Here is a 21923-nt window from a genome sequence, read left to right on the forward strand (position 1 = left end):
GAGCGAGTGCGAATCCGGACGAGCGGGCCAAATCCGGCTCGGTACCGGCTATCCTCCACGCGATGGCTCGGACGCTTCCTCTCGCCTCGTGCCCGGCGCTGCTGATCGCGGTGGCGTCGTGCCTGCTGATCGGCTGCGGGCGATCGACGCCAGACCCGGCCGAGGGCACCCCGCGACCGATCGACGATCCCGCCGAGATCGCGGAGCTGGAGGCCGCCGCGCGCGCCAAGCCCAAGCCGAAGCCCAAGTGGAAGCGGGCCCCGCCGCCGATGCCCGAGACCTTCGCCGCGTTCGAGCGGCCGGACCTCGGCCGGCTCGACGGCGGGTGGCTGGTCGAGAGCGAGATCCCCGGCCAGCGGGTCCTGTGGCTGGTCGAGGAGGCCGGGACCAAGCTCGTCGAGGTTGACCATCGCGGCCGCGAGCGCGTGTTTGGGCTGTCGTTGTCCTCGCCCTGCGCGCTGCGACTGACCGATGAGCGCGGCCAGACGCGGACCCGGGTGATCGCGATGCGAGATCAGCAGGGTCAGCCCCAGCTCGTCACCCCCCAGCCCGGCGCGACCGCGATCGTCGGCCAGGACGGCTCCATGCTCGCCTGTGTCGGCCACCGGACCTACCAGATCGCCGCCGATGGCCGCTGTCGCTACACGACCGAGATGCTGGGCTCCTGGACCGAGCCCGCCACACCGAGCGAGGCGTGCGAGCTCACCAAGGACGACGAGGGCGGCGTGTTGGTGATCGCCGAGCAGCGCCTGCGCGAGCAGGACGGGCTGTGGATCGCCCAGGGCCTCGACCTCGCCCGCGCGACCCGGGTCGCCAGCCGCCAAGCTGGGCTCGCCGCCCTCGCTGAGCCAGCGCCGGAGCCGGAGCCCGAACCCGAGCCCGAGCCCGAACCCGAACCCGAACCCGACGCTGACCGGAAGCCCGAGCTCGAGCAGCCGCCCAGCGCCCCGACCCCATGACCAGCCTGATCTAGGGCTTCCGGGGGTACGCGATGTGCCCGAGCACGCATGCCTCGCGCGCCCCGGTGACCCGCGGGAGCGAGCTCGGGAGCCCCGCGACCGTGCGAGCGGCGATCAGCGCGATCGCGGCGCTCTCGTGGCAGCTGGCCGCGAACACACCGCTGCGCGGGCGCTCGACCGGGAGCGCCAGCGACTCTTGCGTCAGCCGCAGCAAGGTCGGGTTCTTGGCGCCGCCGCCCGTCAACAGCAGATCCCGGACCCCGTCGAGTTCGGCCGCGGCCCGCGAGATCGCGCGCGCGGTCACGGCCAACACCGAGGTCAGCAGGTCGCGGTCGGGCACCTTCGAGAACCGCTCGTGGAGGCGGGTCGCGTACGCACGACCAAAGTCCTCGCGGCCGGTCGAGCGCGGCGGCGGCTTCTGAAAGAACGCGTGGGCGAGCACGTAGTCGACGATGTTCTCGTCGACCTTCCCGCCGCGGCTGAGCACGCCGTCACGATCATAGTCGAGGTCGCCCGAGCTCAGGCGATTCGCCAGGCAGTCCGAGATCATCATGCCGGGCCCGATGTCGTAGCCGACCACGTCATCGAGCGCCGCGGTCACGTGAGTGATGTTGGCGATCCCGCCCACGTTGACGACCAGGCGGCCGGCGTGCTCGGCCGCGGTGAAGAACCAGTGCGCGAACGGGACGATCGGCGCCCCCTCTCCGCCATGAAACATGTCAGCTGCGCGCAGATCGGCGACGACCGGCTTGCCGAGCGCCTCGGCGAGCACCACCGAGCTGCCGATCTGAAGCGTGTTGGGGGTCGTGTGGCCGAGGCTCTGGGTCGCCGACGGCGGGCCGTGCCAGACCGTCTGCCCGTGCATCCCGACCACGCTGCAGCGCTGCCAACCGTCGAGCTTGCGGACCGCCTCGGCGGTCCGACGCGGCAGCTCGGCGTGCAGCTCCGACAGCCGCGCCAGCGACATCGAGGTCGGGTTGGTCAGCTCGGCCTGCAGCGCGGCGTCGAACGGCACGTGGGCGTGGCCGAGCAAGCGCGGCTCGTGCCGGTCGTGAACCGACGCGAGCTCGAGCAGGACCGCGTCGACGCCGTCCCCAGAGGTCCCGCTCATGGTCCCGACCGCGAGGATCGGCCCGTTCACGCGGGCCCTCGCGCGCTCGCCTGGCGGTCGAGCAGGCGGGGGTTGTCGGCGCTGCGCAGCCGCAGCTCGAGCTCCTCGATCGCCCGCGCGCCGCCAACCGCCTGCAGCACCAGGTGCGCGGCGGATAGCGCCCCGGGGTGGGCGTCGGCGACCGCGACCCCCAGCCCGACGCGCTCGAATACCGGCGCGTCGTCGAGGCCGTCGCCCACGTGCAGCACGTGCTCGGGACGGACGCCGCCATGACGCGCACAGATCTGCTCGAGCGCGGCGATCTTGTCGGTCACGCCCAGCCAGTCGGTCGCGCAGCCCAGGTGCTCGACTCGGCGGCGGGCCGACGCTGTCTTGTTGCGCGACAGCGGCACGACCGTCAGGCCGGCCCGGGCGATTCGTAGCAGCGCCTCCCCGTCGCGAACGCTGTAGCGCTGAACCCATCCGACGGGCTCGCCCGCCCACCAGGTGGTCGCGTCGGTCAGGGTCCCGTCGATGTCGAAGGTGAGCAGCTCGATCGAGGCCAGCCGCGCGCGCTGGTCCTCGCTCTTTGCTTGGGAGCTCGGCATGGGGGCGAGCTTAGCGGCAACGCGCGCGGTCTGGCGCACGTTGGTTCAGTCGCACGCCGCGACGTGGCGATGGCGCCCGACCAACACCAGCGGTGATGCAGCGCGAGCGGGGCTCGAGCTCGGGCCGGGTTGCGATTCTCCGCAAAAAGCGCACTATGAGCATGCGGTCAAAATCACTATCGTGATCACCGCAGTCGGAGCAGCTGCCGCCCCCCACCATGAACACCGTCGATCCCACGCCGAATGACGGCCCTTCCCCGGGTGGGCGCCTGCTGATCGTCGACGATGAAGCTGTCATTCGCTTCGTGCTTCGCTGCGAGCTCGAGCAGCGTGGGTACATCGTCACCGAGGTCGAGGACGGGCGCCGCGCGCTCGAGCAATTCTCGACCGACCCGAGCTGCTGGATCGGCGCCTTTGTCGACCTCCTGCTGCCCGACGCGCACGGTGACGAGCTCATCGATCAGCTGCTCGCGGTTCGGCCCGATCTGCCCGTAGTGTTGATGACGGGGGACTGTGACCCCAGCACCGAGCGCATGGCGAAGGAGCGGCAGCTAACGATCCTTCGCAAGCCGTTCCCGCTCGAGCGCCTGCGACCACTCTTGCAAGACATGCGGCGCCAGGCCCAGGCCAGCGCCGCCGCCAATCTGATCACCAACTCGGAGACCGACGCGGCCACCAGCGCCGACGCCAAGGCCGAGACGTGGGAACGTCCCTCGTGAGCCCGATCGAAGACGAAGCGCCCCCACCGGATGTCGACGAGCTCGACGAACTCATCGAGCCCGAGCCGCGGCCTGACCCCGCCCGCGCCGAGGGTGCCCTGCGGCAGGCCCGACACCAGATCCGCAATGAGCTGCAGCTGCTGACCAGCCTCCACGCGCTGCACATTCGACGCGTCGACGATCCCCGGGCCCGCCACGAGCTGATCCGCTGCTATCGTCGCGTCGGCGTGGTCGGGGTCGTGCACCAGCTCACCGCCGACTCGGGCGGCACCGTCAGCGCAGATCGCTGTCTGCACACGGTGGCCGAATTCCTCGAGGCCAGCGCGCGGACCATGCAGGGCAACTGCTTCGAGCTGACCCTCGACTTCGAGCCGATGCGCTGGAACCACCATCACGCGACCCGCATCGCGCTGATCGTCGACGAGCTGTTCTCGAACGCGATCGATCACGCCCTCCCCCACACCGCCCGGGCCGAGCTGGCCCTCGAGCTCCGACAGATCGACGACCGCACCTGCCTGCGCGTCCGCGACTGGGGCCCGGGGTTGCCGGACGACTTCGAGGCGGCGAACAATGACAGCCTGGGTCTGCCCATGGTCTGCGCCGTCGCGCAGCAGCTCGGCGGATCTCTCGAGCTCACCTCTGCGCCCGGTGGCGGCACCGAGGCCCGTCTGTGGCTTCCGACGAATCTAGCGATCGACGAGGTGCAAGCATGACGAGCGAAGAAAAGCCCCGGCGAGCCCGCGCGATCATTGTCGAGGACGAGTGGATCGTCGCTCGCGATCTCCAGCACATCCTCGAAGAGATCGGCCTGCAGATCCTGCGACTGGTGCGGCGTCCCAGTGATCTGATGCCCGTGGTCGAGGAGCTGCGCCCGGACTTGTTGGTGCTCGACATCGATCTCGACGCCGAGATCGACGGCATCGAGCTCGCCGAGCAGGTCCAAAAGAACTTCCCGACCTGCGCGCTGCTGTTCGTCTCGGCCCACGCCGAGCCCGAGACCCTGGCCCGGATCCGCCGGGTCGACGCCCACGGCTTCGTCGTCAAGCCGTTCGCCCGTCCGCAGCTCGAGGCCGCCGTCGAGGTCGCGCTCGCGCGGGTCGATCGCACCGCCGACAACGCCCAGGCCGCGCTGCGAGAGATCGCCCGGGTGCTCGCAGACGCGGGCGCCCTGCCCCACGAGCGACGCAACCGCGACTGGCGTCAGATCCCCGGGCTCGACGAGCTGTCCCCGCGCGAGGTGCAGGTGCTCGAGGCGCTGCTGGCCCACCGCCGCCCGCCGCAGATCGCCGAGGACCTGGGGATCTCCCCGCACACGGTCCGCAACCACCTCAAGTCGATCTACGCCAAGTGCGGCGTGCGCTCGCAGGCCGAGCTGCTGCAGCTGATCGTCGAGGCTTGAGGCGCTGCAGACCCGGCGGGTGATCCCGCAGCGCAGCCCCAGCGGGCGATCCCGCAGCGCAGCCCCAGCCGCGGGGGGTCACAGCGCCTTGTGGATCTTGGACAGGAGCTCGTCGAGCGCGAACGGCTTGGTCACGTAGTACTTCGCGCCCACGTTGATGCCCTCGACGACGCTGCGCGGATCGTTCTTGGCGGTCAAGAAGATCACCGGGACCGAGCGCGTGCCGTCGTTGCGCTTGAGGGCCTTGACGAAGGTCATGCCGTCGAGCCGCGGCATCATGACGTCGCAGATGATGAGATCCGGCTGCTCGTTGTCGAGGGCCGTCAACCCTTGGACACCGTCGGTCGCCTGCGTGACCCGGTAGCCCTTGGCGGTCAACGCCTTGACGAGCAGAGTCTGGACCGCGGGATCGTCTTCGACGATGAGAATGTGCTCACCTGCCACGCGGACACGCTAACACAGTCCGCGTTCACTCGGCGGCTTCGACTGCCCCCCGCGGATCGAGTCGCGGATCCAATTTGGGAGGTTGTCGCGGCTCGTGCTGGGGGCTCGGATCTGGCGGCACCTGCATGCGGTCGAGGATCGTCACGCCACCGTTGCGCCAACGGCGGAGCTCAACCTCGCACAGCTGCTCGCCTCGCGCGTCCCGGCGGACGATCAGGTGGGAGCCATCGAGCCAGCTGCCGCTGTTGCCGTAGATGACCGATCCACGTTGTTCCACGCTGCCGCGGTGGCTGTGGCCCATCAGCACGATCCGCGTGCCCGTGACCTCGCCGACGCTCGACGCGACCTCCAGCATGTCGCGGGCCACGTTGCGCGGGGATCGTCGGCGCTTGACCTGAAGGGCAGCCAGCGCCCCGAGCCCGAGGCCGAGCGGAGCCGCGATCGCCAGCGACCAGCCGAGTGACCAAAAGATCAGAGGCACCAACAACGCGGGCGCGATCACGGCGATCGCGAGATCGAGCGCGGTGACCGACAACACGCCGCCGACGCTGGCCGAGCTGGGCGGCGGCGCCATGTTCTCGAGGGCCGTCAGCGCGCTCATCTGCAGGCCCGCGTTCTTGGCCAGCTTGGCGAGCCGCTCTTCGTGGGCGGCCCGCCCAGCCTTGTCGACCCGGCCGCTGCGAACCCACAGCCCGAGCATCCCGCCGACCATGCGCAGGTACAAAAACACGACCCGGAGCATGAACCGCCAGCCGCGAGCGATCGCCCAGCGGAAGTAGTCCATGGTCGTGAACCGGTCGGCCGCGTCGTAGTCGATCTCCGGCATCCGGTTGGTGAAGCGCCGGGTCGCGACCTCGGCGACGCTCTGAACCAGGCGCCCCCCGCGGGTCGGAGACAGCTGCGCATGGGTCGAGCAAGCCGGATCGAACAGGTGCCCGTGCTCGATCCAGGCCCCGCCCTCGCGCACGAACCACGGCACGAAGCGCACCTGCCCGGCGCCGACCTCACCGAGTGTCGTGATCCCCGTCGCCGTGATCCGCTCGGCCAGCTGCTCGGGATCGTCGCCGTCGTCGAGCGCGCCCTCGAGCCGAGACGCGAACGCGCGGCCGACCTCGGGGTACAGGAACTCGGCGTCATGGTTGCCCGCCACGAACACGATTGAATTCCCCGCGTCGAGGAACCCGACCAGCGCGTCCTCGACACCGGGGTACGCGTCGAGCACGGCGTGCAGGCGCTCGACCGCGAGCTCCACGGGATCTTGCGCGCCATCGCCGATCTCGACGTTCCAAAAGTCGATGAAGTCGCCGTTGATGACCAGCTGCCAGCTGCCCAGCCGCGCGTAGTGGTCCAGGAACTGCGGCAGGGTCTCGTCGAGTCGCGCGGCGAGGTGGACGAACTCCCCCCGGGTCCGCGCCTTGAGGTGGGAGCCCAGGTGCAGGTCGCTGATCAACAGGAGGTCGCGCACAGTCGGGTACCAGACTCACGGGCAGGCTAGCAGCGCTTGGGCCGACGCGCTGCGGTTTGGTTGGCCGAAACGAAACGGCGCGCTCACTCGTGGGCCAGGGGATCCGCGACCAAGCACCCAGGCCCGGCAACCGCCCCATGCCTGTGGTATAGCCCGCGCGCGTGTTTGGTCGCCGCCGCGGTATACCCGCCAGGGCGACAGACGCCCGCAGGAGCCCACCATGCCCAAGCTCATCGCCTTCGCGCTGGTCGTTGCCTTTGCCCTCGGACTGTTCACCTGGAACCTGTCCAAGTTCATCAAGATCGCCGCGCTCGGACGGCCCGCCAACCTCGAGGAGACATGGGGTGAGCGGATCGCCAGCCTGATGACCTTCTTCTTTGGCCAGCGCAAGGTCATGGAGGAGCGCCGCAGCTGGCACCACCTCGCGCTGTACTGGGGCTTCTTGGTCCTGCAGATCGGGCTGCTCGACATGCTCTTCACCGGGCTGTTCGGCGAGTGGGGCTTCACCTTTGGCACGCTGATCGGCGAGACCGGCCATGCCTGGCTCAAGTTCGGGGTCGACATCGGCAACACGGTCGTCGCGCTCGCGCTGATCTACGCGTTCGTGCGGCGGCTCGTGATCAAGCCCAGCTTCGTGCCCGCCAACCTCGACGCGATGCTGATCCTCAGCGCGATCACGCTGATCGTGATCACGCACTTCGGCCACCACGTCTACGAGATGGCCCACACGCGGATGATGGAGGACGGCTCGCTGGTCTCCTACGCGATCGGCTCGGGCCTCGGGCTGTACTCGGGTCCGCCGATCAGCGAGGCCCTGCCTGGCGGCGGCGGCTCGGGCTTGTTCGTCTCGACCAATGGCGACACCGCCAGCGTCATCGCCGAGGCCCACTGGTGGGGGCACATGTGCGTGGTCCTGGCGTTCCTCAACTACTTGCCGTTCTCCAAGCACATCCACGTGCTCGGCTCGGGGCCCAACATCTTGCTGCGGCGCCAGGGCCAGCAGGGGATCATGCCCAAGCTGCAGCTCATGCCGCCCGAGCCGGCGGAGGACGCCGAGGAGACGGACGACGAGGAGGAGGCCCCGATCCCGTGGGAGAACTGGGGCGTCGGGCGGATCGAAGACTTCGACTGGAAGTCGCTGATCGACAACTACGCGTGCACCGAGTGCGCCCGCTGCACCATGTACTGCCCCGCGTTTGCGACCCACAAGCCGCTCTCGCCGATGCACCTGATCCACGATCTCAAGGACGAGATGAAGGACCGCGGCGGCCTGCTGGTTCAGCTCCGCACCGCCGGCGGCCAGCTGCCGATCTACGATCCAGACACGGGGGAAGAGAGCTTCCCCGAGGATCTCGAACCCGAGGCATCGGCCCACAAGCCGCTCCCCGAGACCGCGCGCACCGACAAGATCGCCGAGATCAAGCAGCAGCTGCAGGCCGCCCCGCCGCTGGTCGGCGGCCGCATCAAGGACGAGACCCTGTGGGCCTGCACCACCTGCGGCGCCTGCGAAGAGGTCTGCCCGGTGTTCATCCAGCACCCGCTCAAGATCCTGCAGATGCGCACGCGGATCGTGCTCAACGACGAAGAGGGCCGGACCCCCGGCGACATCACCCGCGTGATCGGCAACATCGCCGAGGGTCAGGGCAACCCGTGGAACGACAACGGCGATCGCATGGCCTGGGCCGAGGGCCTCGACGTCCCCACGATCGAGGACAAGCCCAACGCCGAGTGGCTGTTGTTCGTCGGCTGCGCCGGCGCCCTCGACGACGGCGCCAAGAAGACAACCCAGGCGCTGGTTCGCATCCTCCACGCCGCGCAGGTCGACTTCGCCGTGCTCGGCAAGCAGGAGAAGTGCACCGGTGACACGCTGCGGCGGCTCGGCGCCGAGGACAAGTTCCAGGAGCTCGCCGCCGAGCAGGTTGCGACCTTCAACGAGCACCAGGTCACCAAGGTCATAGCGACCTGCCCACACTGCTTCCACGTGATCAAGAACGAGTACCCGCAGTTCGGCGGCGACTACGAGGTCGTGCATCACGCCGAGCTGATCGCCAAGCTGCTCGAGGACGGCAAGCTCAAGGTCGACCAGCCCTTGACCAAGAAGCTGACCTACCACGACTCGTGCTACCTCGGCCGCTGGAACAAGGTCTACGACGCGCCGCGCAAGTCGATCGAGCGATCGCTGGGCGGCAAGGGCACCTTCGTCGAGCTCGAGCGCAACCGCGAGCATGGGTTTTGCTGTGGCGCTGGCGGCGGCCGCATGTGGGTCGAAGAAGAGAAGGACAAGCGCGTCAACGTCAACCGCAGCCAGGAGATCGTCAACGCCGAGGTCGACGCCGTCGCGGTCGGCTGCCCGTTCTGCAAGACCATGATCTCCGACGGCATGAAGCACTTCGACAAGGACGAGGACATCGAGGTGCTCGACATCGCCCAGGTCGTCGCCAGCACCCTCGCGGAGCCCCGCGCATGATCGCCGATCAGATCCACGACGAGCTGGTTCGGGCGTTCGCGCCCGAGCTGCTCGACGTGATCAACGAGTCGGGCAACCACAACGTCCCCAAGGGCTCCGAGACCCACTTCAAGGTCGTCATCGTGAGCGACGCGTTCGCCGGCCAGTCGCCCGTGGCCCGCCACCGCGCCGTCAACAAGGCCCTGGCTGCCCAGCTCGCCGGGGGCGTGCACGCGCTGTCGATCCAGGCCCACACCCCGGCGCAGTGGGTCGAGCGCGGCGGCCAAGTCCCCGCCTCGCCGCCCTGCCTAGGCGGCTCCAAGGCCGACCGCTAGTACGCGGCCGCGGACCCACCGTCGCGGGCCACGTCCGCGACCGCCTTGATCTCCCCGCTCGCGGGATCCACCGAGATACAGTTCGCGTGCCCGATCCTCCAGCCGCGGGTCTTGAGCTCGTGGCCCTTCTTCTCGAGCGCCTTCTTCAGGGCCGGGTCCATGCCCTCCTCGTACCAGATGTTGTCGGGCTTCCACTGGTGGTGGATCCGAGACTCCCGGACCGCGTCCTCGAGCGGGCGATCGTAGTCGATCAGCTGAATGATGATCTGCGCGACCGTGGTCGTGATCGTGGGCCCACCGGGTGACCCGACCACGGCGCGGAGCTTCCCGTCTTTGACCACGATCGTCGGGGTCATGCTGCTGAGCATCCGCTTGCCCGGCGCGATCGCGTTCTGCGGGCCCTGGATCAGCCCGAACATGTTTGGCGCCCCGACCTTGGCCGTGAAGTCGTCCATCTCGTTGTTCAGGATCACCCCGGTCCCCGGCACCACGACCTTCGAGCCGAACCCGCCGTTGAGCGTGTAGGTGTTGGCGACCGCGAGCCCGTCGGCGTCGACGACCGAGAAGTGGGTGGTCTGCTCGGACTCGACGACCTCGACCCCTGCCCCGACCTGGTCCGACGGCGTGGCCTTCTTCGGGTTGATGTCGGCGACGCGCTCGTCGATGTAGCTGACGTCGAGCAGCGTCTGCATGGGGATCTTCACGAAGTCCGGATCGCCGAGCAGCAGGTTGCGGTCGGCGTAGGTGCGCCGGAGGATCTCCACGTAGGCGTGGACGTGCGCGGGCGAGTGCCAGGCCAGGCGCTCGAGCTGCATGACCTCGCTGGCGGCGAGGATCTGGCGCAGGACCACCCCGCCCGCTGACGGCGGCGGCATCGCGATGATCTCGTGGCCGTGGTAGTCGAACACCAGCGGCTCGCGCTCGACGGCCTGGTAGTTGGCGAGATCCTCGACCGTCCAGATCCCGCCGAGATCCTGCACCTGTGTGGCGAGGTAGGCCGCGAAGTCCCCGGCGTAGAAGCCGTCGCGCCCGTGATCGGCGATCCGTTGCAGGGTGGCCGCGAGCTCGGGCTGACGCCACACGTCGCCCGCCGCGTAGTTGCTGCCATCGGGCTTGCGAAACGCGGCCGCGCTGGCGTCGAGGCCGGCGTCGGCCATCCGCTGGCTGCCCCACTCGAGATCGTCGGCGTGGGTCTCGTCGAGGGTCCACCCGTCGCGCGCCAGCGCGACCGCAGGCTCGACGACCTGTCGCCACTCGAGCTTGCCCCACTGCTGATGCGCGTACCAAAACCCGGCCACGTCACCGGGGATCCCGGCCGCCTTGGCGCCCGTGCGGCTCTGATCGGTGAGCTCGCCCGCGTCGTCGAGGTACATGTCCGCGGACGCGGCTCCGGGCGCGGTCTCGCGATAGTCGACGGCCTTGCTGACGCCGTCGGGGAACCGCAGGACCATGAACCCGCCGCCGCCGATGTTGCCGGCCGACGGGTGGGTGACGGACAGCGCGAACCCCACCGCGACCGCCGCGTCGACTGCGTTGCCCCCAGCCTGGAGGATCTCCACGCCGATCCGGCTCGCGTTGGACTCGGCGCTGGCGACCGCGCCCTGCTTGCCTCGGGCGATCTCGACCTGGTCCTGGGCCGGGGCCGGATCTCCGACCGGATCGAGGCGCAGCAGCAGCTCGGGCTTGTCCGCGCTCGGGCCCGACGGGCCGGGATCGACGCTTTCGCTGGTGCTCGGGGTCTCGCTGGGGCTGCTGTCCTTGCAGGCCACGCCAAGCGACACAGCGCCAGCGAGCAGGACCGCGAACGGGAGCGACAGATGGCCGGATCGACGCATGAGCGGGAGGTTACTCCATGGGCGTGGGCCCCGGCGTCGGCCAACCCGCACAGCCGTGGCACAGACGAAAAATGCGTCTTTGACGCCGCGACAAAGCATCTTGACAGCCGATGGCCACTAGTCCATCTTCCCCCGGCCTCGAAAGGGGCTCCTACCACGACCTCCGGGCTCATCCGCTGGGCCCACCGCATCCGCTTCACTCCCTGGCTCGCAGGGACCGCGGTTCTGCACTGTTCGGGTATCGTCTAATGGTAGGACAGCGGATTCTGATTCCGCCAATCAAGGTTCGAGTCCTTGTACCCGAACTCAGCTTCCTGACCGCTCCTCGTGCTCCCTGAGCACACCCCTTACTCACCTACTTTGACTTCACACGCACTAGGCCCTGTGGTCTAGCGGTTAGGACGGCGGCCTCTCACGCCGCAATCCCGGGTTCAAGTCCCGGCAGGGTCAGCGCAGGGCCCTCGCACTCAGTGCGAGGGCCCTTTCTTTTTTTGCCCGCCAGCGACCGCCTGGCCCACGTTTCCAAACCTGTCTAGTATTCGAGCTGGGAACGTGAGCGAACTCGGGAGCACGGAGACGATCGGGGCTGGCGACGTCGGGGCTGAGCCTGGTGAGCCGCTGCCCTTCGAGTTTCGCCCGGGGGTCCGCGCGTGCCCGCTGATCATCAGCTTTCCGCATGTCGGGCTCGACTGGCCTGCGAGCCTGGGGCCGCGGCCGCAGGTCAGCTTTCCGCGCAACGCGGACTACGCCGTCGACCGGCTGTACGTGCGGGCCGAGGCCCTGGGAGCCGCCACGGTGCGCGCTCGCTACTCGCGGGTCGTCGTCGATCTCAACCGGGCGCACGACGACGTGAGCGCCGAGATCGTCCCTGATCACCCCGCCCCGCGACCGCGCGAGGCTGCGTTTGGCGCGGCCCCACCCAGCTCGAGCGGCGGCCGAAAGATCCGCAACCGAGGGGTGGTGTGGCGCAGCGCGGTCGGCAACATCCCGCTGCTGACCACGCTGACCTACGCGCAGTTCTCCCACCGGCTCGATCGCTATTACCACCCCTACCACCGCGCGCTGCGGCTGCTGATCGAGCGGCGTCGCCGGCAGTTCGGCTACGCGATCGTGCTCGACGCCCACTCGATGCCGAGCACGGTCGGCGGAGATCTCGTGCTCGGCACCCGATCGGGCGACGCGTGTGGGCCCGCGCTGTCCGAGCTGGCCATGCAGGCGCTCGGTGGCCTGTGCACCCGGCAGCGAGGTCTGTTTGGGTCGAGCTGGCCGCTCGCCGTCGCGCTCGACGATCCGTATCGCGGCGGGCAGATCGCCGGCTCGCTGGGCCGGCCCCACGAGCACGTCCACGCGCTTCAGCTCGAGGTCAACCGCGCGCTGTACATGGACGAGTATCGGCTGGAGCCCAGCCCGATCCCCGATCCTCGCGAACTGGATCAGATCCGATCGACGGCGCCGTGGTCGCGGACAGCGCAGGGGCACACGCGTGACCAGCGACGCCTGCTGGCGCTGGTCAGCGCCATCGACACGCTGGTCATGGAGCTGAGCCGCGATCGAGACCAGCTCGCCCACCTGGCTCAGTGAGCGCTCAATGGGCGCGCTCACTGAGCCACGAGCGTGGGCCGAGCGCGGCGCCGTCGGCATCGTGCCGGATACACAGATCGCACGAAGCTGCCACTTTGCTGGATCATCGGCGCTCGACTGAACAGGAGTCGGGCTGTTTTGAACCAAGCTGATGCTTCCCTTGTGTGCGCTGCCCCGCTGACGCTACACTGGGCGTAGATCGTTGGGGCGAGCGTCGGTGCTCGTCTCGCCACGTGACCGATAGCGCGTGGACCTGAGGACGATGAAAGGACTCGCGGCCGTGAACCAAGCCAACAAAGAAGCGGATGCCTTTGATGACCTGCTCGGTCAGCTCGTAGACGAGCTGGCGATGACTCCGGCAGCAGAGCCGGAGCCGGAGCCCGAACCAGAGCCAGTGCCCGCGCCGGCCGCCAACCAGGCCCCGCCCGACGCGGCCCAGATCCAGTACGTCGCTCCCCCTCCGCCAAAGAGCAACACGCTAGCGATCGTGGGGATCCTCGGTGGCGCGATCGCGGTGGTCGGTGTCGCGGCGATCATCTTCCTTGGCAAGGGCAAGGAAGAGGCAGTCGCTGAAACGGACAAGGCGGCCGACACCGAGAAAGCCGACGAGAAGAAGGCGGACGAGAAGCAGGCCGAAGAGCCCGTTCCGCCGCCGCCCGGCGCGACGCCGCCACCCGTCGAAGCGGCAGGGCAACCGGTCGATCCCAACGCGGTCCCGGCCGCGGTCGATCCGAACGCGCCGCCCGTCGACCCCAACGCGCCCGTCGACCCCAACGCCGCAGCTGCTGAACCACCCGCAGAGGACGACAAGCCCAAGAAGAAGTCGACCAAGCGACGGAAGCGGAACAAGTCGAGCTCGACCAAGACGACCAAGACGACCAAGACCAAGGACGCGTTCGAGGATCTGTGATGACGCGACTGCGTTGCAGTCCCGACCTCTGATCCGGCGTCGCTCGTGACGGCAGCACGTGGCGCCGTCATTTAGAGAGTGGGCTCCCTCGTTCCGATCACCGTCCTGACAAGCTGAAGAATTTCCATGCGCTCGTTTCGTGTATCCGTTGCCCTTCTTTTGACCTGTTGCGTGCCCAGCGTCGCGCTCGCCCAGGTGCCGCCGCCGCCCTCGGGCCCGGTCGCGCCCCAGCCCCAGCCCCAGCCAACGGCGCAGCCGGATCCCCAACCAACGGCGCAGCCGCAGCCAACCGGCGAGCTCAGCGAAGACGAGAAGGTCGAGCAGGCCAAGCAGAAGTACATGCAGGCTGAAGGTCTGGCCAACCAGGGGCGCTGGGTCGAGGCCGTGCCCTTCTACGAAGAGGCCTACTACCTGGTCCCCGGCAAGCACGGGTTCGCCCACAAGGTTGGCGTCGCGGCCTGGAACGCGGGCGACTGCGACAAGGCCAACTCGTACCTCAAGCACTTCCTGCAGTACGGCGACCCGGAGAAGCAAGGCGACAAGTTCGACGAGGCCAAGCAGATCCTCGGTGAGATCTCGGTGTCCGGGTGCGCGACCCCAACGAGCACCACGACCACGACCACCACCAACACCTCGGAGCCGACCGACAACGACAACCCGCTCGACGACAGCACCACGGTGGTGCGCCAGCAAGAGGCCAAGAAGGCCCGCGAGGCCAAGAAGAGCGAGAAGCGTGGCCTGCTGGTCGGCGGCGCGGTGCTGACTGGCTTTGGGATCGCGGGCGTGGCCGTGGGCATCACCGGCCTGGCGATCGCCAGCGGGTCGGCCAACCAGCTCGGTGAGCTGTCCACCAACCAGACGAACTCGGGCTTCCCCGTCGGTGACTACGCGTGCCGTGACGACGACGCCGGGTGCCCCTCGCAGCTCGAGTCACGCATGGCAACCGGCAACACGCTCGGCTACGTCGGCCTGATCGTCGGCGGCGTCGCGCTTGGGGCCGGCGCCGCGATGTTGGCGGTCTACATGATCAACAAGAAGAAGAGCGGCGGAGGCACGACCGCCAGCATCGGCAAGCGCAAGGTCGAGCTCACCGCGCTCGGGCCGTCGCTCCTGCCCGGCGGCGCCGGGGCTGTCGCCGAGCTGCGGTTCTAGTCGCCTCGCTCGTCCCCTGCCCGTCTACTTGTCCATCAGCGAGTCCATCATGCGCCTGCTCCGTGTCCCCGTCGCCCTCCTGCTGACCCTCTCGCTCCCGAGTCTCGCGTTCGCGCAGCATCCCCTGGCCCCGCTGAACCCGGTGGTGGCGCCGTCGGAGGAGCTCAGCGAAGACGAGAAGATCGAGAAGGCCAAGGGCCTCTACGTCGAGGCCGAGCGGCTCGCCGCCGAAGACAATTGGGACGCCGCGGTCATCCTCTACGAGCAGGCCTACTACCTGGTCCCGGGCAAGCACGGGTTCGCCCACAAGGTCGGCGTCGCCGCGTGGAAGGTCCACGACTGCGACAAGGCCTACGACTACATGACCCACTTCGTCGAGTACGCCGACGCTGAGAAGCAAGGCGACAAGATCGGCGAAGCCCAGCAGATCCTCGACGAGATCGCGGCCACCAAGTGCCGCACCCCCGAGGCCGCACCCGAGCCCAAGCCCGAGCCCAAAGAAGCGACCGACGTGGAAGATCCGTTCGCGGTCAGCAACGGCACCGCGGACAAGCCCGACAAGAACAAGAAGAAGGGTGGCAACGGCCTGCTCGCTGGCGGCGCCGTGTTGATCACCCTCGGCGTCGGCGGCGTGGTGCTCGGTGGCGTGGGCGCGGGCATGGCCACGGGCGCGGGCAACCGGCTCGACGAGCTGGCCTCGACCAACACCAACACCGGCTACTCGGCGGGCGACTACGCGTGCCGCGATCCCGAGGTCGACTGTCCCGTCACCCTCGAGAGTCGCCTGGGCACTGGTAAGGCGCTCACCTATGTGGGCTTCATCGGCGGCGGTGCGCTGCTGGTGGCTGGCATCGCGCTGATCGCCCTCCACGCCAAGAAGAAGAAGGGCGGCGCCAGCGACCAGGCCAAGGCCAAGACCAAGGGCGTCGAGCTGACCGCGATCGGGCCGGCCATGCTCCCGGGTGGCGGCGGGGCCATGGCCGAGCTGCGTTTCTGAGCTGACCTGGTTTGGGCCGCGGGGACAAGACCAACGAACGGGCGCTGATCCAGCGCCGTCGCGCGCGTGAGATCGGCACCTTGGGGCTCGGACGCCCCGCGCCGATCGTGCTGGCGTACCCCAGCCCCTACCACGTGGGGATGTCGAGCCTCGGGTTTCAGACCCTATACCGGGCGCTCAACGAGGACGGCCCTGGCTGCCATCGCGCGTTCTTGCCGGATCGCTGGGAGCGAATGTCGCTGGCGTGGCCGCAGCCGCGCCGGCCGATCCTCAGCTACGAGACCGAGCAGCCGCTGTCGAGCTACCGGATCATCGGCCTGTCGGTCGCCTACGAGCTCGAGATCAGCGGCGTGATCCGGCTGCTCGAGGGCGCAGGGATCCCGCTGCTCGCCGCCGACCGAGGCCCGCGGGATCCGATCATCATCGGTGGCGGACCGCTGACCAACAGCAACCCCAGCGTGCTGCTGCCCTTCGTCGATCTCTTGATCGCCGGTGAGGCCGAGGCGCTGCTGCCCGAGGCCGTCGCCCGGATCGAGCAGAGCCGCGATCGTCAGGCGGCGATCGATGCGGTCGCCGAGCTCCCCCACACGATCCGCGGTGAGGTCGAGCCGGGTCACTTCGAGCCGCTGCCGAGCATGGCCAACGCGCCCGCCAAGCTGTTGCCCGCACGCTCGGCGATCGTCAGCCCGGATACCGAGCTCAGCGAGATGTTCTTGATCGAGCCCGAGCGCGGCTGCTCGCGCCGCTGCACCTTCTGTGTGATGCGCGGGGCGACCACTGGCGGCATGCGCCTGCTCGACATCGAGACCCCGCTGGCGCTGATCCCCGACCACGCCAAGAAGGTCGGTCTGGTCGGCGCCGCGGTCACGGATCACCCGCAGCTCGAGCAGCTCGTCGCCCGGATCGTCGAGCGCGGCAAGGGCATCGGGATCTCCAGCCTGCGCGCCGATCGTCTGACCCCCAGCTTGCTCCGCGGGCTCGCGGACGGCGGCTACCGGACGATCACCGTCGCGTCCGACGGGATCAGCGAGCGCATGCGCCTGGCCCTCGATCGCAAGGTCACCGAGGCCGAGCTGCTGCGCGCCGCCAAGCTGATCAGCGCTGGCGGATTTCACCGCATGAAGGTCTACCAAATGATGGGCGCACCCGGTGAGACCGACGACGACGCCGACGAGCTGATCCGGTTCAGCCTCGAGCTCGCCAAGATCGTCCGCCTGACCCTGACCTTCTCGACCTTCGTCGCCAAGCGCAACACGCCGCTCGACGGCTCGCCCTTCTTTGGCGTCAAGCCTGCGCAAGCGCGGCTCGATCGGATCCGCCAGGGCCTCAAGGGCAAGGTCGAGCTGCGCCCGCAGCCACCCAAGTGGGCGTGGATCGAGTACCTGTTGGCGCAGGGCGGACCCGAGGTTGGCCACGCCGCGATCGAAGCCGTGCACGCGGGCGCGAGCTACCGCGACTGGGCGCGCGCGCTCGAGTCACTGGCCCCGACCGAGCGTGCCCCGTGCTACGGCGACGAGTGGTTGGTCGCGCGTCGGACGGGCAAGGCGGCCGAGCGCCCCCGGTTGCCAGTGCTGCCACCTCGCGCACCAGCTTGACTCTGTTGTGGCGTAGGTCCGTGGCTTACGAATCCGGACCGAGTCGAGCACGAAGCTGAGCCTGGTGACGTGGGATCTCGGCGACGGTCGCCTCGTGCCAGGGGTTGAGCTGCGCCGCGGCCCGCTCCATGCGGCCGGGGTCGGCGTCGAGCAGCGCTGCGCTGCGCTGTTCGAGGTGCAGCAACCATGCGTGGGCGGCGAGGCCTGCGATCAATACGGCGATCCACTGCCAGTTTGGGGGCCAGCTCGGGGGCCAGCTCGGACGCGGCGAGCCGCGAGCCGCGAGCCCGGTCCGGCGGCGCAGCTCGAGGATCACGAGCGTGGCCAGCGGCAGGCCGACCACGGCGGCGACGGTGAGCGTCAACTTCAAGGGCAGCGCGCGCTGAGCCCAAGCCTGGGCCCAGTTGCCCGGATCGAAGCCGAGCCCGAGCGCGATCACCAGGCGGTCGCCATCCATGATCGCCGAGCACACGTTGGGATCGACGATCGACGCCGCGAACAACAAGATGGTCGGAGCCACCGCCAGCAGCGTCGCCGCGCCCAGGCGCCGTCGCCAGCGACGCCGCTCGCTCGGCGCCTGGCCGGCGAGCCACCGCGAGATCCACACGACCCCCGGCAACAACAAGGGCACCGCGTCCAGCAGCTTGCGCGGACCAAAGGCCGTGCCGCCGGCCCACGTCCGGGTCCCCAACACCCGAAACGGCTCGATCTCCCGGGTCCCGGCGTCCAGCCAGATCTGCGCGGCGAACAGGACCAGCAACAATGCCGCCCCCCGCTCGCGCCCGGCCACGCCGATCGCCAGGCCGAGCAGCCCAAGCACCAAGACGGGGCACCAGATCAGCGCGCCGTGGTGGGTCGAGAGCAAGAACGCGCGCACGTGGTGGCTGACCTCGCCGCCGTAGTCGCCCAGCCCGCCGTACATCCAGATCTGCATGCGCAAGACCAGCAGCGGCCAGATCGAGAACGCCGCGCCGCTCACCGCCCCGTGGCGCACGAGCAACTCGAGCCGGTCGATCACGGACATCTCGGCGCTCGCTAGCCAGCGCTCGTGGGCCACGAGCACGGCCAGGATCGCCAGCTGCGGCCGCACGGCGGTCGCGAGCCCAGCGTACAGCGCCAGCTCCACGGGCCGGCGCAGGCTCGCCGACGCGCGCTCGGGATCGGCTGCGGCGTGCTCGATCGCGTCGAACCAGCGCATGGTCAGCACGGCGACCACCGCGGCTCCCCACAGATGCGGACGCAGCGGCGACTCGGCCGCGTAGTACAGCAGCGGCGTGCCGAGCAACAACGCGACGCTGGCCAGCGTCGCCGTGTGACGATCGACCCGGATCAGCAGCCACCGATGGACCCGTGCGACCAACCACGCCACGACGATCAGCGCCCAGCAGCGCAGCCCCAACAGCGGCACTGTCCAGGTCGCGGCCCGCTCGGACACGCCATCGCCGACCAACATCAGCCCCGCCAGCCGGCCCAGCAGCCAGCCGGGGGCTTGCAAGAAGCTCGCGCCGGCCGGCCAGTGGTTGGAGACGACCCCGCGCTCGGTCACGAACGCGAACAGCGGTGACATGCGCAGCGCCGCGAACTCGTCGTCATAGAGCAGGTCGCGGGCCTCGAAGATCGCGTGCAGGTGGGCCTGCATCCCGGCGCTGTCGGCGTTGTCGGTCAGGATGTTGACCCATGGCGCGCTGATCGCCGCGATCGCCACGACGGCGATCACGAACAGCGCCAAGCCGCGGCCGCGGCCGCGGAATGACGGAGCTCCGTCGCTCGTATGTTTTTGGGTCGGCGTGCAGCGATGATAGCGTGAGCGCCGACGCTCGCAGCTCTCCCCTGCCCCGATCCTAAGTTTTCCGGCGCGCCATGCTGATCTCCGCCACGCTCTTCGCCCACACGCTGCAGGTCCTCACTGGACTCGAGCCCGGCCCCACCGCCGACGAAGCCACGATCGAGCCCACCGACGTCGCCTACGTCCAGGCCGCGTGGCCCGAGACCGTCGTCCGCGCGCGCCCCTGGGTGCCGCACCGCCGGGTCGCAACCGTATCCGACGGAACCCGCTTCGTGGTCCGCGGCGTCGTGCAGAGCCGCGATGACAAGGGCTGCAGCGGCAAGCCCTGGTACGCCGTGTTCCCGTTTGGCTTCGTGTGCTCGGAGCAGGTCGAGGTCAGCAAGCGGGGCCCGACGCCCGGCGCGGCGATGCAGCTGAGCGGCGATCAGCGGGTCCCCTTCACCTACGCGTTCGTCCGCACCGACGGGGTCCCGATGTACAACGGCTACGCCGACATCGACGCGGGCGTGCCGACCCGACCGCTGACCAAGGGCATGAGCCTCGTCATCGCCCGCAGCCTCGAGTACGACGGCGCCGAGTGGGTCCAGACCGAAGACGGCGCGCTGGTCCCCAAGGCGGGGATCCGGTACGGCGGCCAGGGCAGCGAGTGGGCCGGGGTCGAGCTGACCGGGCACCACGCCGGCCCCAGCTTCGCGTGGACCAACCTCAGGAAGGGCACCCCGGTCCGCGCCGCGCCCGACGCTGGCGCCGAGCGGGTCACCGAGCTCGACCTGCGGACCCGCGTGCCGCTGCTCGAGCGCCACGACGCCGGGCGCGATCGGTTCTGGCGAGTCGGCGATGGGCTCTGGATCGACGCCGATCACCTCAACGAGGTCCACCTCGCCGCCTCGGCCCCGCCCGACGTACTCGACGACTGGCGCGGGCAGAACACCGGCAATGATCAGTGGCTCGACGTCGATCTCGGTGAGCAGGTGCTGGTCGCCTACCGCGGCGGTCGAGCCGTGTTTGCGACCATGGTGTCGTCGGGCAAGGGCATGCCGACCCCGCGCGGCAACTACCCCGTGTGGGCCAAGGTCGCGGCCACGACCATGGCCAACCAGGCCTACGAGGACAACCCCTACATGGTCCAGGGCGTGCCGTGGGTGCTGTTGTTCCAGGGCCACAACGCCTTGCACGGGGCCTACTGGCACGACAACTTTGGCAACCGCAAGAGCCACGGCTGCGTCAACCTGGCCCCCTACGACGCGCGCTACGTGTTCGAGTGGACCGGGCCCACGCTCCCGCACGGGTGGACCGGGTACCTGCCCAGTGATCTGCAGCGATCGGTCGTCGTCCACGTGCGGGACTCGAGCGCCGCCAACGAGTTCGTCCAAGATCGTCCGATCGGCCCGCCCGATCGCGAGGCGGAGACCGCCCGGGCCGACGAGGCCGAGCAGCGCCGGGCCGCGTCGGCGATCGATCGCACCCCGCAGTATGATCCGGCGTTCGTCCCCGGTGGCGTGGTGCTCGAGCCCGATGACGCGCAGCTGCTCGACCCGGGCAACGGCGCCGCCGCGCCGCGGCTCGAGCCCCGCGGGGCCCCGGGGATCGGCGGCTTGTGAGCCACGCAGCGGGTTTGGGGGCGGCGGCCGGGCGCGCTACGCTGGCGTTCGTGCAGCTCCCACGCACGCAGGTGTTGGCACCGCTGCTCGTGGTGGCGCTCGCGTGCCACGAGGAGCCGTCCCCGATCCGCCACGAGCCGATGCGACCGCCCGCTGCGAGCGTGCCCCCCGCTGCACCGTCTGTCTCCGCTGCCAGTGACGATCCAGCAGCCGCCGAGCCCCCGGCGCCCGTGGCCGAGCGCCCGCCGGCCGACCCCGCGATCACCAAGGCGATCGATCTGATCGGCGGCAGCGGGCTGCGCTTCATCGATCAAGCCGACGACGACGACAGCAAGCCCAGCGAGTACACAGCCGAGCAGTTCGCGTCGATGTTGCGGACCAAGTGGGACTGGATCGGGTACGACATCGCCGAGCTCGACACGTGGCTCGAAGAGATCGGCTCGCGCAGCTTCAAGACCAACCTGCCCTACCAGGTGGTGCTCACCGACGGCACCCACGTCGAGCTGCGGGGCTGGCTCGATCAACGACTCGCGGCGAGCGACGAACCATGAACCGGATCAACCAGCGTATGACCTTGGTGCTCGCGGGCGTGCTCGGCCTGCTCGGCGTCGCCGCGGGGGCCTTTGGCGCGCACGGGCTCGAGTCGCGGCTGTCCGTCGAGCAGCTCGAGTGGTGGCAGACGGCGGCGCGCTACCAGCAGATCCACGCGCTCGCGCTGCTCGCGGTCGGCTGGGGCGCCGGCCCCTGGTCGCGCTGGCGGAGCGGCTCGGCGCTGTGCTTTTTCGTCGGCGTCGTGGTGTTCGCGGGCACGCTCTACGCGATGGCGCTGGGCGGCCCGCGAGTCCTCGGCGCCGTGACCCCGATCGGTGGTTTGGCTTTGATCACTGGCTGGACCCTGATCGCCGTCCACGCCATCCGCGTGGTCCCGAGCGAGTCCACTCGCGGGTGATCTCCAACAAATTTCGCTGACACCGAAACCCACCTCGCCGGCCGCGTGTCCG

20 protein-coding genes and 2 tRNA genes are annotated in these 21923 nt (G+C 69.5%); 16 read left to right on the forward strand and 6 right to left on the reverse strand.

Going from position 1 to position 21923, the window contains the following annotated elements:
- Positions 1 to 62: 62 nt before the first annotated feature.
- Complete coding sequence (locus ENSA7_RS43675) at positions 63 to 959, forward strand: hypothetical protein (protein ID WP_181233762.1); 897 nt, start codon at positions 63 to 65, stop codon at positions 957 to 959.
- Positions 960 to 969: 10 nt separating this feature from the next.
- Here ENSA7_RS43675 and ENSA7_RS15370 read toward each other — a convergent pair whose 3' ends face one another.
- Together ENSA7_RS15370 and ENSA7_RS15375 are read right to left on the reverse strand one after the other, a co-directional pair.
- Positions 970 to 2100, reverse strand: coding sequence for an anhydro-N-acetylmuramic acid kinase (locus ENSA7_RS15370; RefSeq protein WP_106090033.1), 1131 nt, complete (start codon positions 2098 to 2100; stop codon positions 970 to 972).
- Positions 2097 to 2657, reverse strand: coding sequence for an HAD hydrolase family protein (locus ENSA7_RS15375; protein ID WP_106090034.1), 561 nt, complete (start codon positions 2655 to 2657; stop codon positions 2097 to 2099). The genes ENSA7_RS15370 and ENSA7_RS15375 overlap by 4 nt, the downstream gene beginning before the upstream one ends.
- A gap of 218 nt (positions 2658 to 2875) precedes the next feature.
- On the opposite strand from ENSA7_RS15375, the gene ENSA7_RS15380 reads away from it, so the two are divergent.
- From ENSA7_RS15380 to ENSA7_RS15390, 3 genes are read left to right on the forward strand one after another with little or no spacing between them, the layout of a single operon-like run.
- Positions 2876 to 3376, forward strand: coding sequence for a response regulator (locus ENSA7_RS15380; RefSeq protein ID WP_106090035.1), 501 nt, complete (start codon positions 2876 to 2878; stop codon positions 3374 to 3376).
- Entirely contained in the window at positions 3358 to 4089 is a 732-nt protein-coding gene (locus ENSA7_RS15385) for an ATP-binding protein (RefSeq protein ID WP_106090036.1), read from the forward strand. Before ENSA7_RS15380 ends, ENSA7_RS15385 begins: the two co-directional genes overlap by 19 nt.
- Positions 4086 to 4775: a response regulator gene (locus ENSA7_RS15390; protein WP_106090037.1), complete on the forward strand. Its 690-nt coding sequence runs from the start codon at positions 4086 to 4088 to the stop codon at positions 4773 to 4775. The genes ENSA7_RS15385 and ENSA7_RS15390 overlap by 4 nt, the downstream gene beginning before the upstream one ends.
- Positions 4776 to 4853: 78 nt before the next feature.
- On the opposite strand, the gene ENSA7_RS15395 is transcribed toward ENSA7_RS15390, so the two are convergent.
- Both ENSA7_RS15395 and ENSA7_RS15400 read right to left on the reverse strand, forming a co-directional pair.
- Positions 4854 to 5219, reverse strand: coding sequence for a response regulator transcription factor (locus ENSA7_RS15395; protein WP_106090038.1), 366 nt, complete (start codon positions 5217 to 5219; stop codon positions 4854 to 4856).
- A gap of 25 nt (positions 5220 to 5244) precedes the next feature.
- Positions 5245 to 6684 (reverse strand): metallophosphoesterase, encoded by a 1440-nt coding sequence (locus tag ENSA7_RS15400; protein ID WP_106090039.1) that lies wholly within the window; start codon positions 6682 to 6684, stop codon positions 5245 to 5247.
- A gap of 220 nt (positions 6685 to 6904) precedes the next feature.
- On the opposite strand from ENSA7_RS15400, the gene ENSA7_RS15405 reads away from it, so the two are divergent.
- On the forward strand, positions 6905 to 9151 hold the full coding sequence (locus tag ENSA7_RS15405; protein ID WP_106090040.1) for a (Fe-S)-binding protein: 2247 nt from the start codon (positions 6905 to 6907) through the stop codon (positions 9149 to 9151).
- On the forward strand, positions 9148 to 9465 hold the full coding sequence (locus tag ENSA7_RS15410) for a BolA family protein (protein WP_106090041.1): 318 nt from the start codon (positions 9148 to 9150) through the stop codon (positions 9463 to 9465). Before ENSA7_RS15405 ends, ENSA7_RS15410 begins: the two co-directional genes overlap by 4 nt.
- On the opposite strand, the gene ggt is transcribed toward ENSA7_RS15410, so the two are convergent.
- Complete coding sequence (ggt, locus tag ENSA7_RS15415; RefSeq protein ID WP_106090042.1) at positions 9462 to 11300, reverse strand: gamma-glutamyltransferase; 1839 nt, start codon at positions 11298 to 11300, stop codon at positions 9462 to 9464. The two genes, ENSA7_RS15410 and ggt, sit on opposite strands and share 4 nt — an antisense overlap.
- 234 nt (positions 11301 to 11534) lie before the next feature.
- On the opposite strand from ggt, the gene ENSA7_RS15420 reads away from it, so the two are divergent.
- The 7 genes from ENSA7_RS15420 to ENSA7_RS15450 all read left to right on the forward strand — a co-directional run bounded on the left by ENSA7_RS15420 (position 11535) and on the right by ENSA7_RS15450 (position 17535).
- Positions 11535 to 11605: transfer RNA gene (locus ENSA7_RS15420), tRNA-Gln, on the forward strand.
- 73 nt (positions 11606 to 11678) lie between these two features.
- Positions 11679 to 11750: transfer RNA gene (locus ENSA7_RS15425), tRNA-Glu, on the forward strand.
- Between the two features lie 102 nt (positions 11751 to 11852).
- Positions 11853 to 12881: an N-formylglutamate amidohydrolase gene (locus tag ENSA7_RS15430; protein WP_181233763.1), complete on the forward strand. Its 1029-nt coding sequence runs from the start codon at positions 11853 to 11855 to the stop codon at positions 12879 to 12881.
- A 280-nt stretch (positions 12882 to 13161) separates the two neighbouring features.
- Positions 13162 to 13791 carry a hypothetical protein gene (locus tag ENSA7_RS43680; RefSeq protein WP_181233764.1) on the forward strand — a complete coding sequence of 210 codons (630 nt, stop codon included), beginning with the start codon at positions 13162 to 13164 and terminating at the stop codon, positions 13789 to 13791.
- 171 nt (positions 13792 to 13962) lie between these two features.
- Positions 13963 to 14943 carry a hypothetical protein gene (locus ENSA7_RS15440; RefSeq protein WP_106090044.1) on the forward strand — a complete coding sequence of 327 codons (981 nt, stop codon included), beginning with the start codon at positions 13963 to 13965 and terminating at the stop codon, positions 14941 to 14943.
- A 49-nt stretch (positions 14944 to 14992) separates the two neighbouring features.
- The gene (locus tag ENSA7_RS15445; RefSeq protein WP_146157728.1) at positions 14993 to 15940 is read left to right on the forward strand and encodes a hypothetical protein; all 948 of its coding nucleotides are present in this window, start codon (positions 14993 to 14995) and stop codon (positions 15938 to 15940) included.
- 11 nt (positions 15941 to 15951) lie between these two features.
- Positions 15952 to 17535 carry a B12-binding domain-containing radical SAM protein gene (locus tag ENSA7_RS15450; RefSeq protein WP_106090046.1) on the forward strand — a complete coding sequence of 528 codons (1584 nt, stop codon included), beginning with the start codon at positions 15952 to 15954 and terminating at the stop codon, positions 17533 to 17535.
- A 25-nt stretch (positions 17536 to 17560) separates the two neighbouring features.
- Here ENSA7_RS15450 and ENSA7_RS15455 read toward each other — a convergent pair whose 3' ends face one another.
- Positions 17561 to 19252 carry a hypothetical protein gene (locus tag ENSA7_RS15455; RefSeq protein WP_146157729.1) on the reverse strand — a complete coding sequence of 564 codons (1692 nt, stop codon included), beginning with the start codon at positions 19250 to 19252 and terminating at the stop codon, positions 17561 to 17563.
- A 143-nt stretch (positions 19253 to 19395) separates the two neighbouring features.
- On the opposite strand from ENSA7_RS15455, the gene ENSA7_RS15460 reads away from it, so the two are divergent.
- The 3 genes from ENSA7_RS15460 to ENSA7_RS15470 are packed head-to-tail and all read left to right on the forward strand — an operon-like array spanning position 19396 to position 21871.
- Positions 19396 to 20922: a L,D-transpeptidase gene (locus ENSA7_RS15460; protein ID WP_106090048.1), complete on the forward strand. Its 1527-nt coding sequence runs from the start codon at positions 19396 to 19398 to the stop codon at positions 20920 to 20922.
- 50 nt (positions 20923 to 20972) lie between these two features.
- Positions 20973 to 21473, forward strand: coding sequence for a DUF5329 family protein (locus tag ENSA7_RS15465; protein WP_146157730.1), 501 nt, complete (start codon positions 20973 to 20975; stop codon positions 21471 to 21473).
- Positions 21470 to 21871, forward strand: a complete 402-nt coding sequence (locus ENSA7_RS15470; protein WP_106090050.1) for a DUF423 domain-containing protein — start codon at positions 21470 to 21472, stop codon at positions 21869 to 21871. The genes ENSA7_RS15465 and ENSA7_RS15470 overlap by 4 nt, the downstream gene beginning before the upstream one ends.
- Positions 21872 to 21923 lie beyond the last annotated feature (52 nt).

It is taken from the genome of Enhygromyxa salina, assembly GCF_002994635.1.
GTDB lineage: Bacteria > Myxococcota_A > Polyangia > Nannocystales > Nannocystaceae > Plesiocystis > Plesiocystis salina_B.

Excerpts from the sequence above, each read along its gene's own strand:
- ENSA7_RS15405 (WP_106090040.1), top strand. The coding sequence starts at position 6,905 with ATGCCCAAGCTCATCGCCTTCGCGCTGGTCGTTGCCTTTGCCCTCGGA.
- ENSA7_RS15390 (WP_106090037.1), top strand. The coding sequence starts at position 4,086 with ATGACGAGCGAAGAAAAGCCCCGGCGAGCCCGCGCGATCATTGTCGAG.
- ENSA7_RS15445 (WP_146157728.1), top strand. The coding sequence starts at position 14,993 with ATGCGCCTGCTCCGTGTCCCCGTCGCCCTCCTGCTGACCCTCTCGCTC.
- ENSA7_RS15410 (WP_106090041.1), top strand. The coding sequence starts at position 9,148 with ATGATCGCCGATCAGATCCACGACGAGCTGGTTCGGGCGTTCGCGCCC.
- ENSA7_RS15380 (WP_106090035.1), top strand. The coding sequence starts at position 2,876 with ATGAACACCGTCGATCCCACGCCGAATGACGGCCCTTCCCCGGGTGGG.
- ENSA7_RS15375 (WP_106090034.1), bottom strand. The coding sequence starts at position 2,657 with ATGCCGAGCTCCCAAGCAAAGAGCGAGGACCAGCGCGCGCGGCTGGCC.
- ENSA7_RS43675 (WP_181233762.1), top strand. The coding sequence starts at position 63 with ATGGCTCGGACGCTTCCTCTCGCCTCGTGCCCGGCGCTGCTGATCGCG.
- ENSA7_RS15460 (WP_106090048.1), top strand. The coding sequence starts at position 19,396 with ATGCTGATCTCCGCCACGCTCTTCGCCCACACGCTGCAGGTCCTCACT.
- ENSA7_RS15470 (WP_106090050.1), top strand. The coding sequence starts at position 21,470 with ATGAACCGGATCAACCAGCGTATGACCTTGGTGCTCGCGGGCGTGCTC.
- ggt (WP_106090042.1), bottom strand. The coding sequence starts at position 11,300 with ATGCGTCGATCCGGCCATCTGTCGCTCCCGTTCGCGGTCCTGCTCGCT.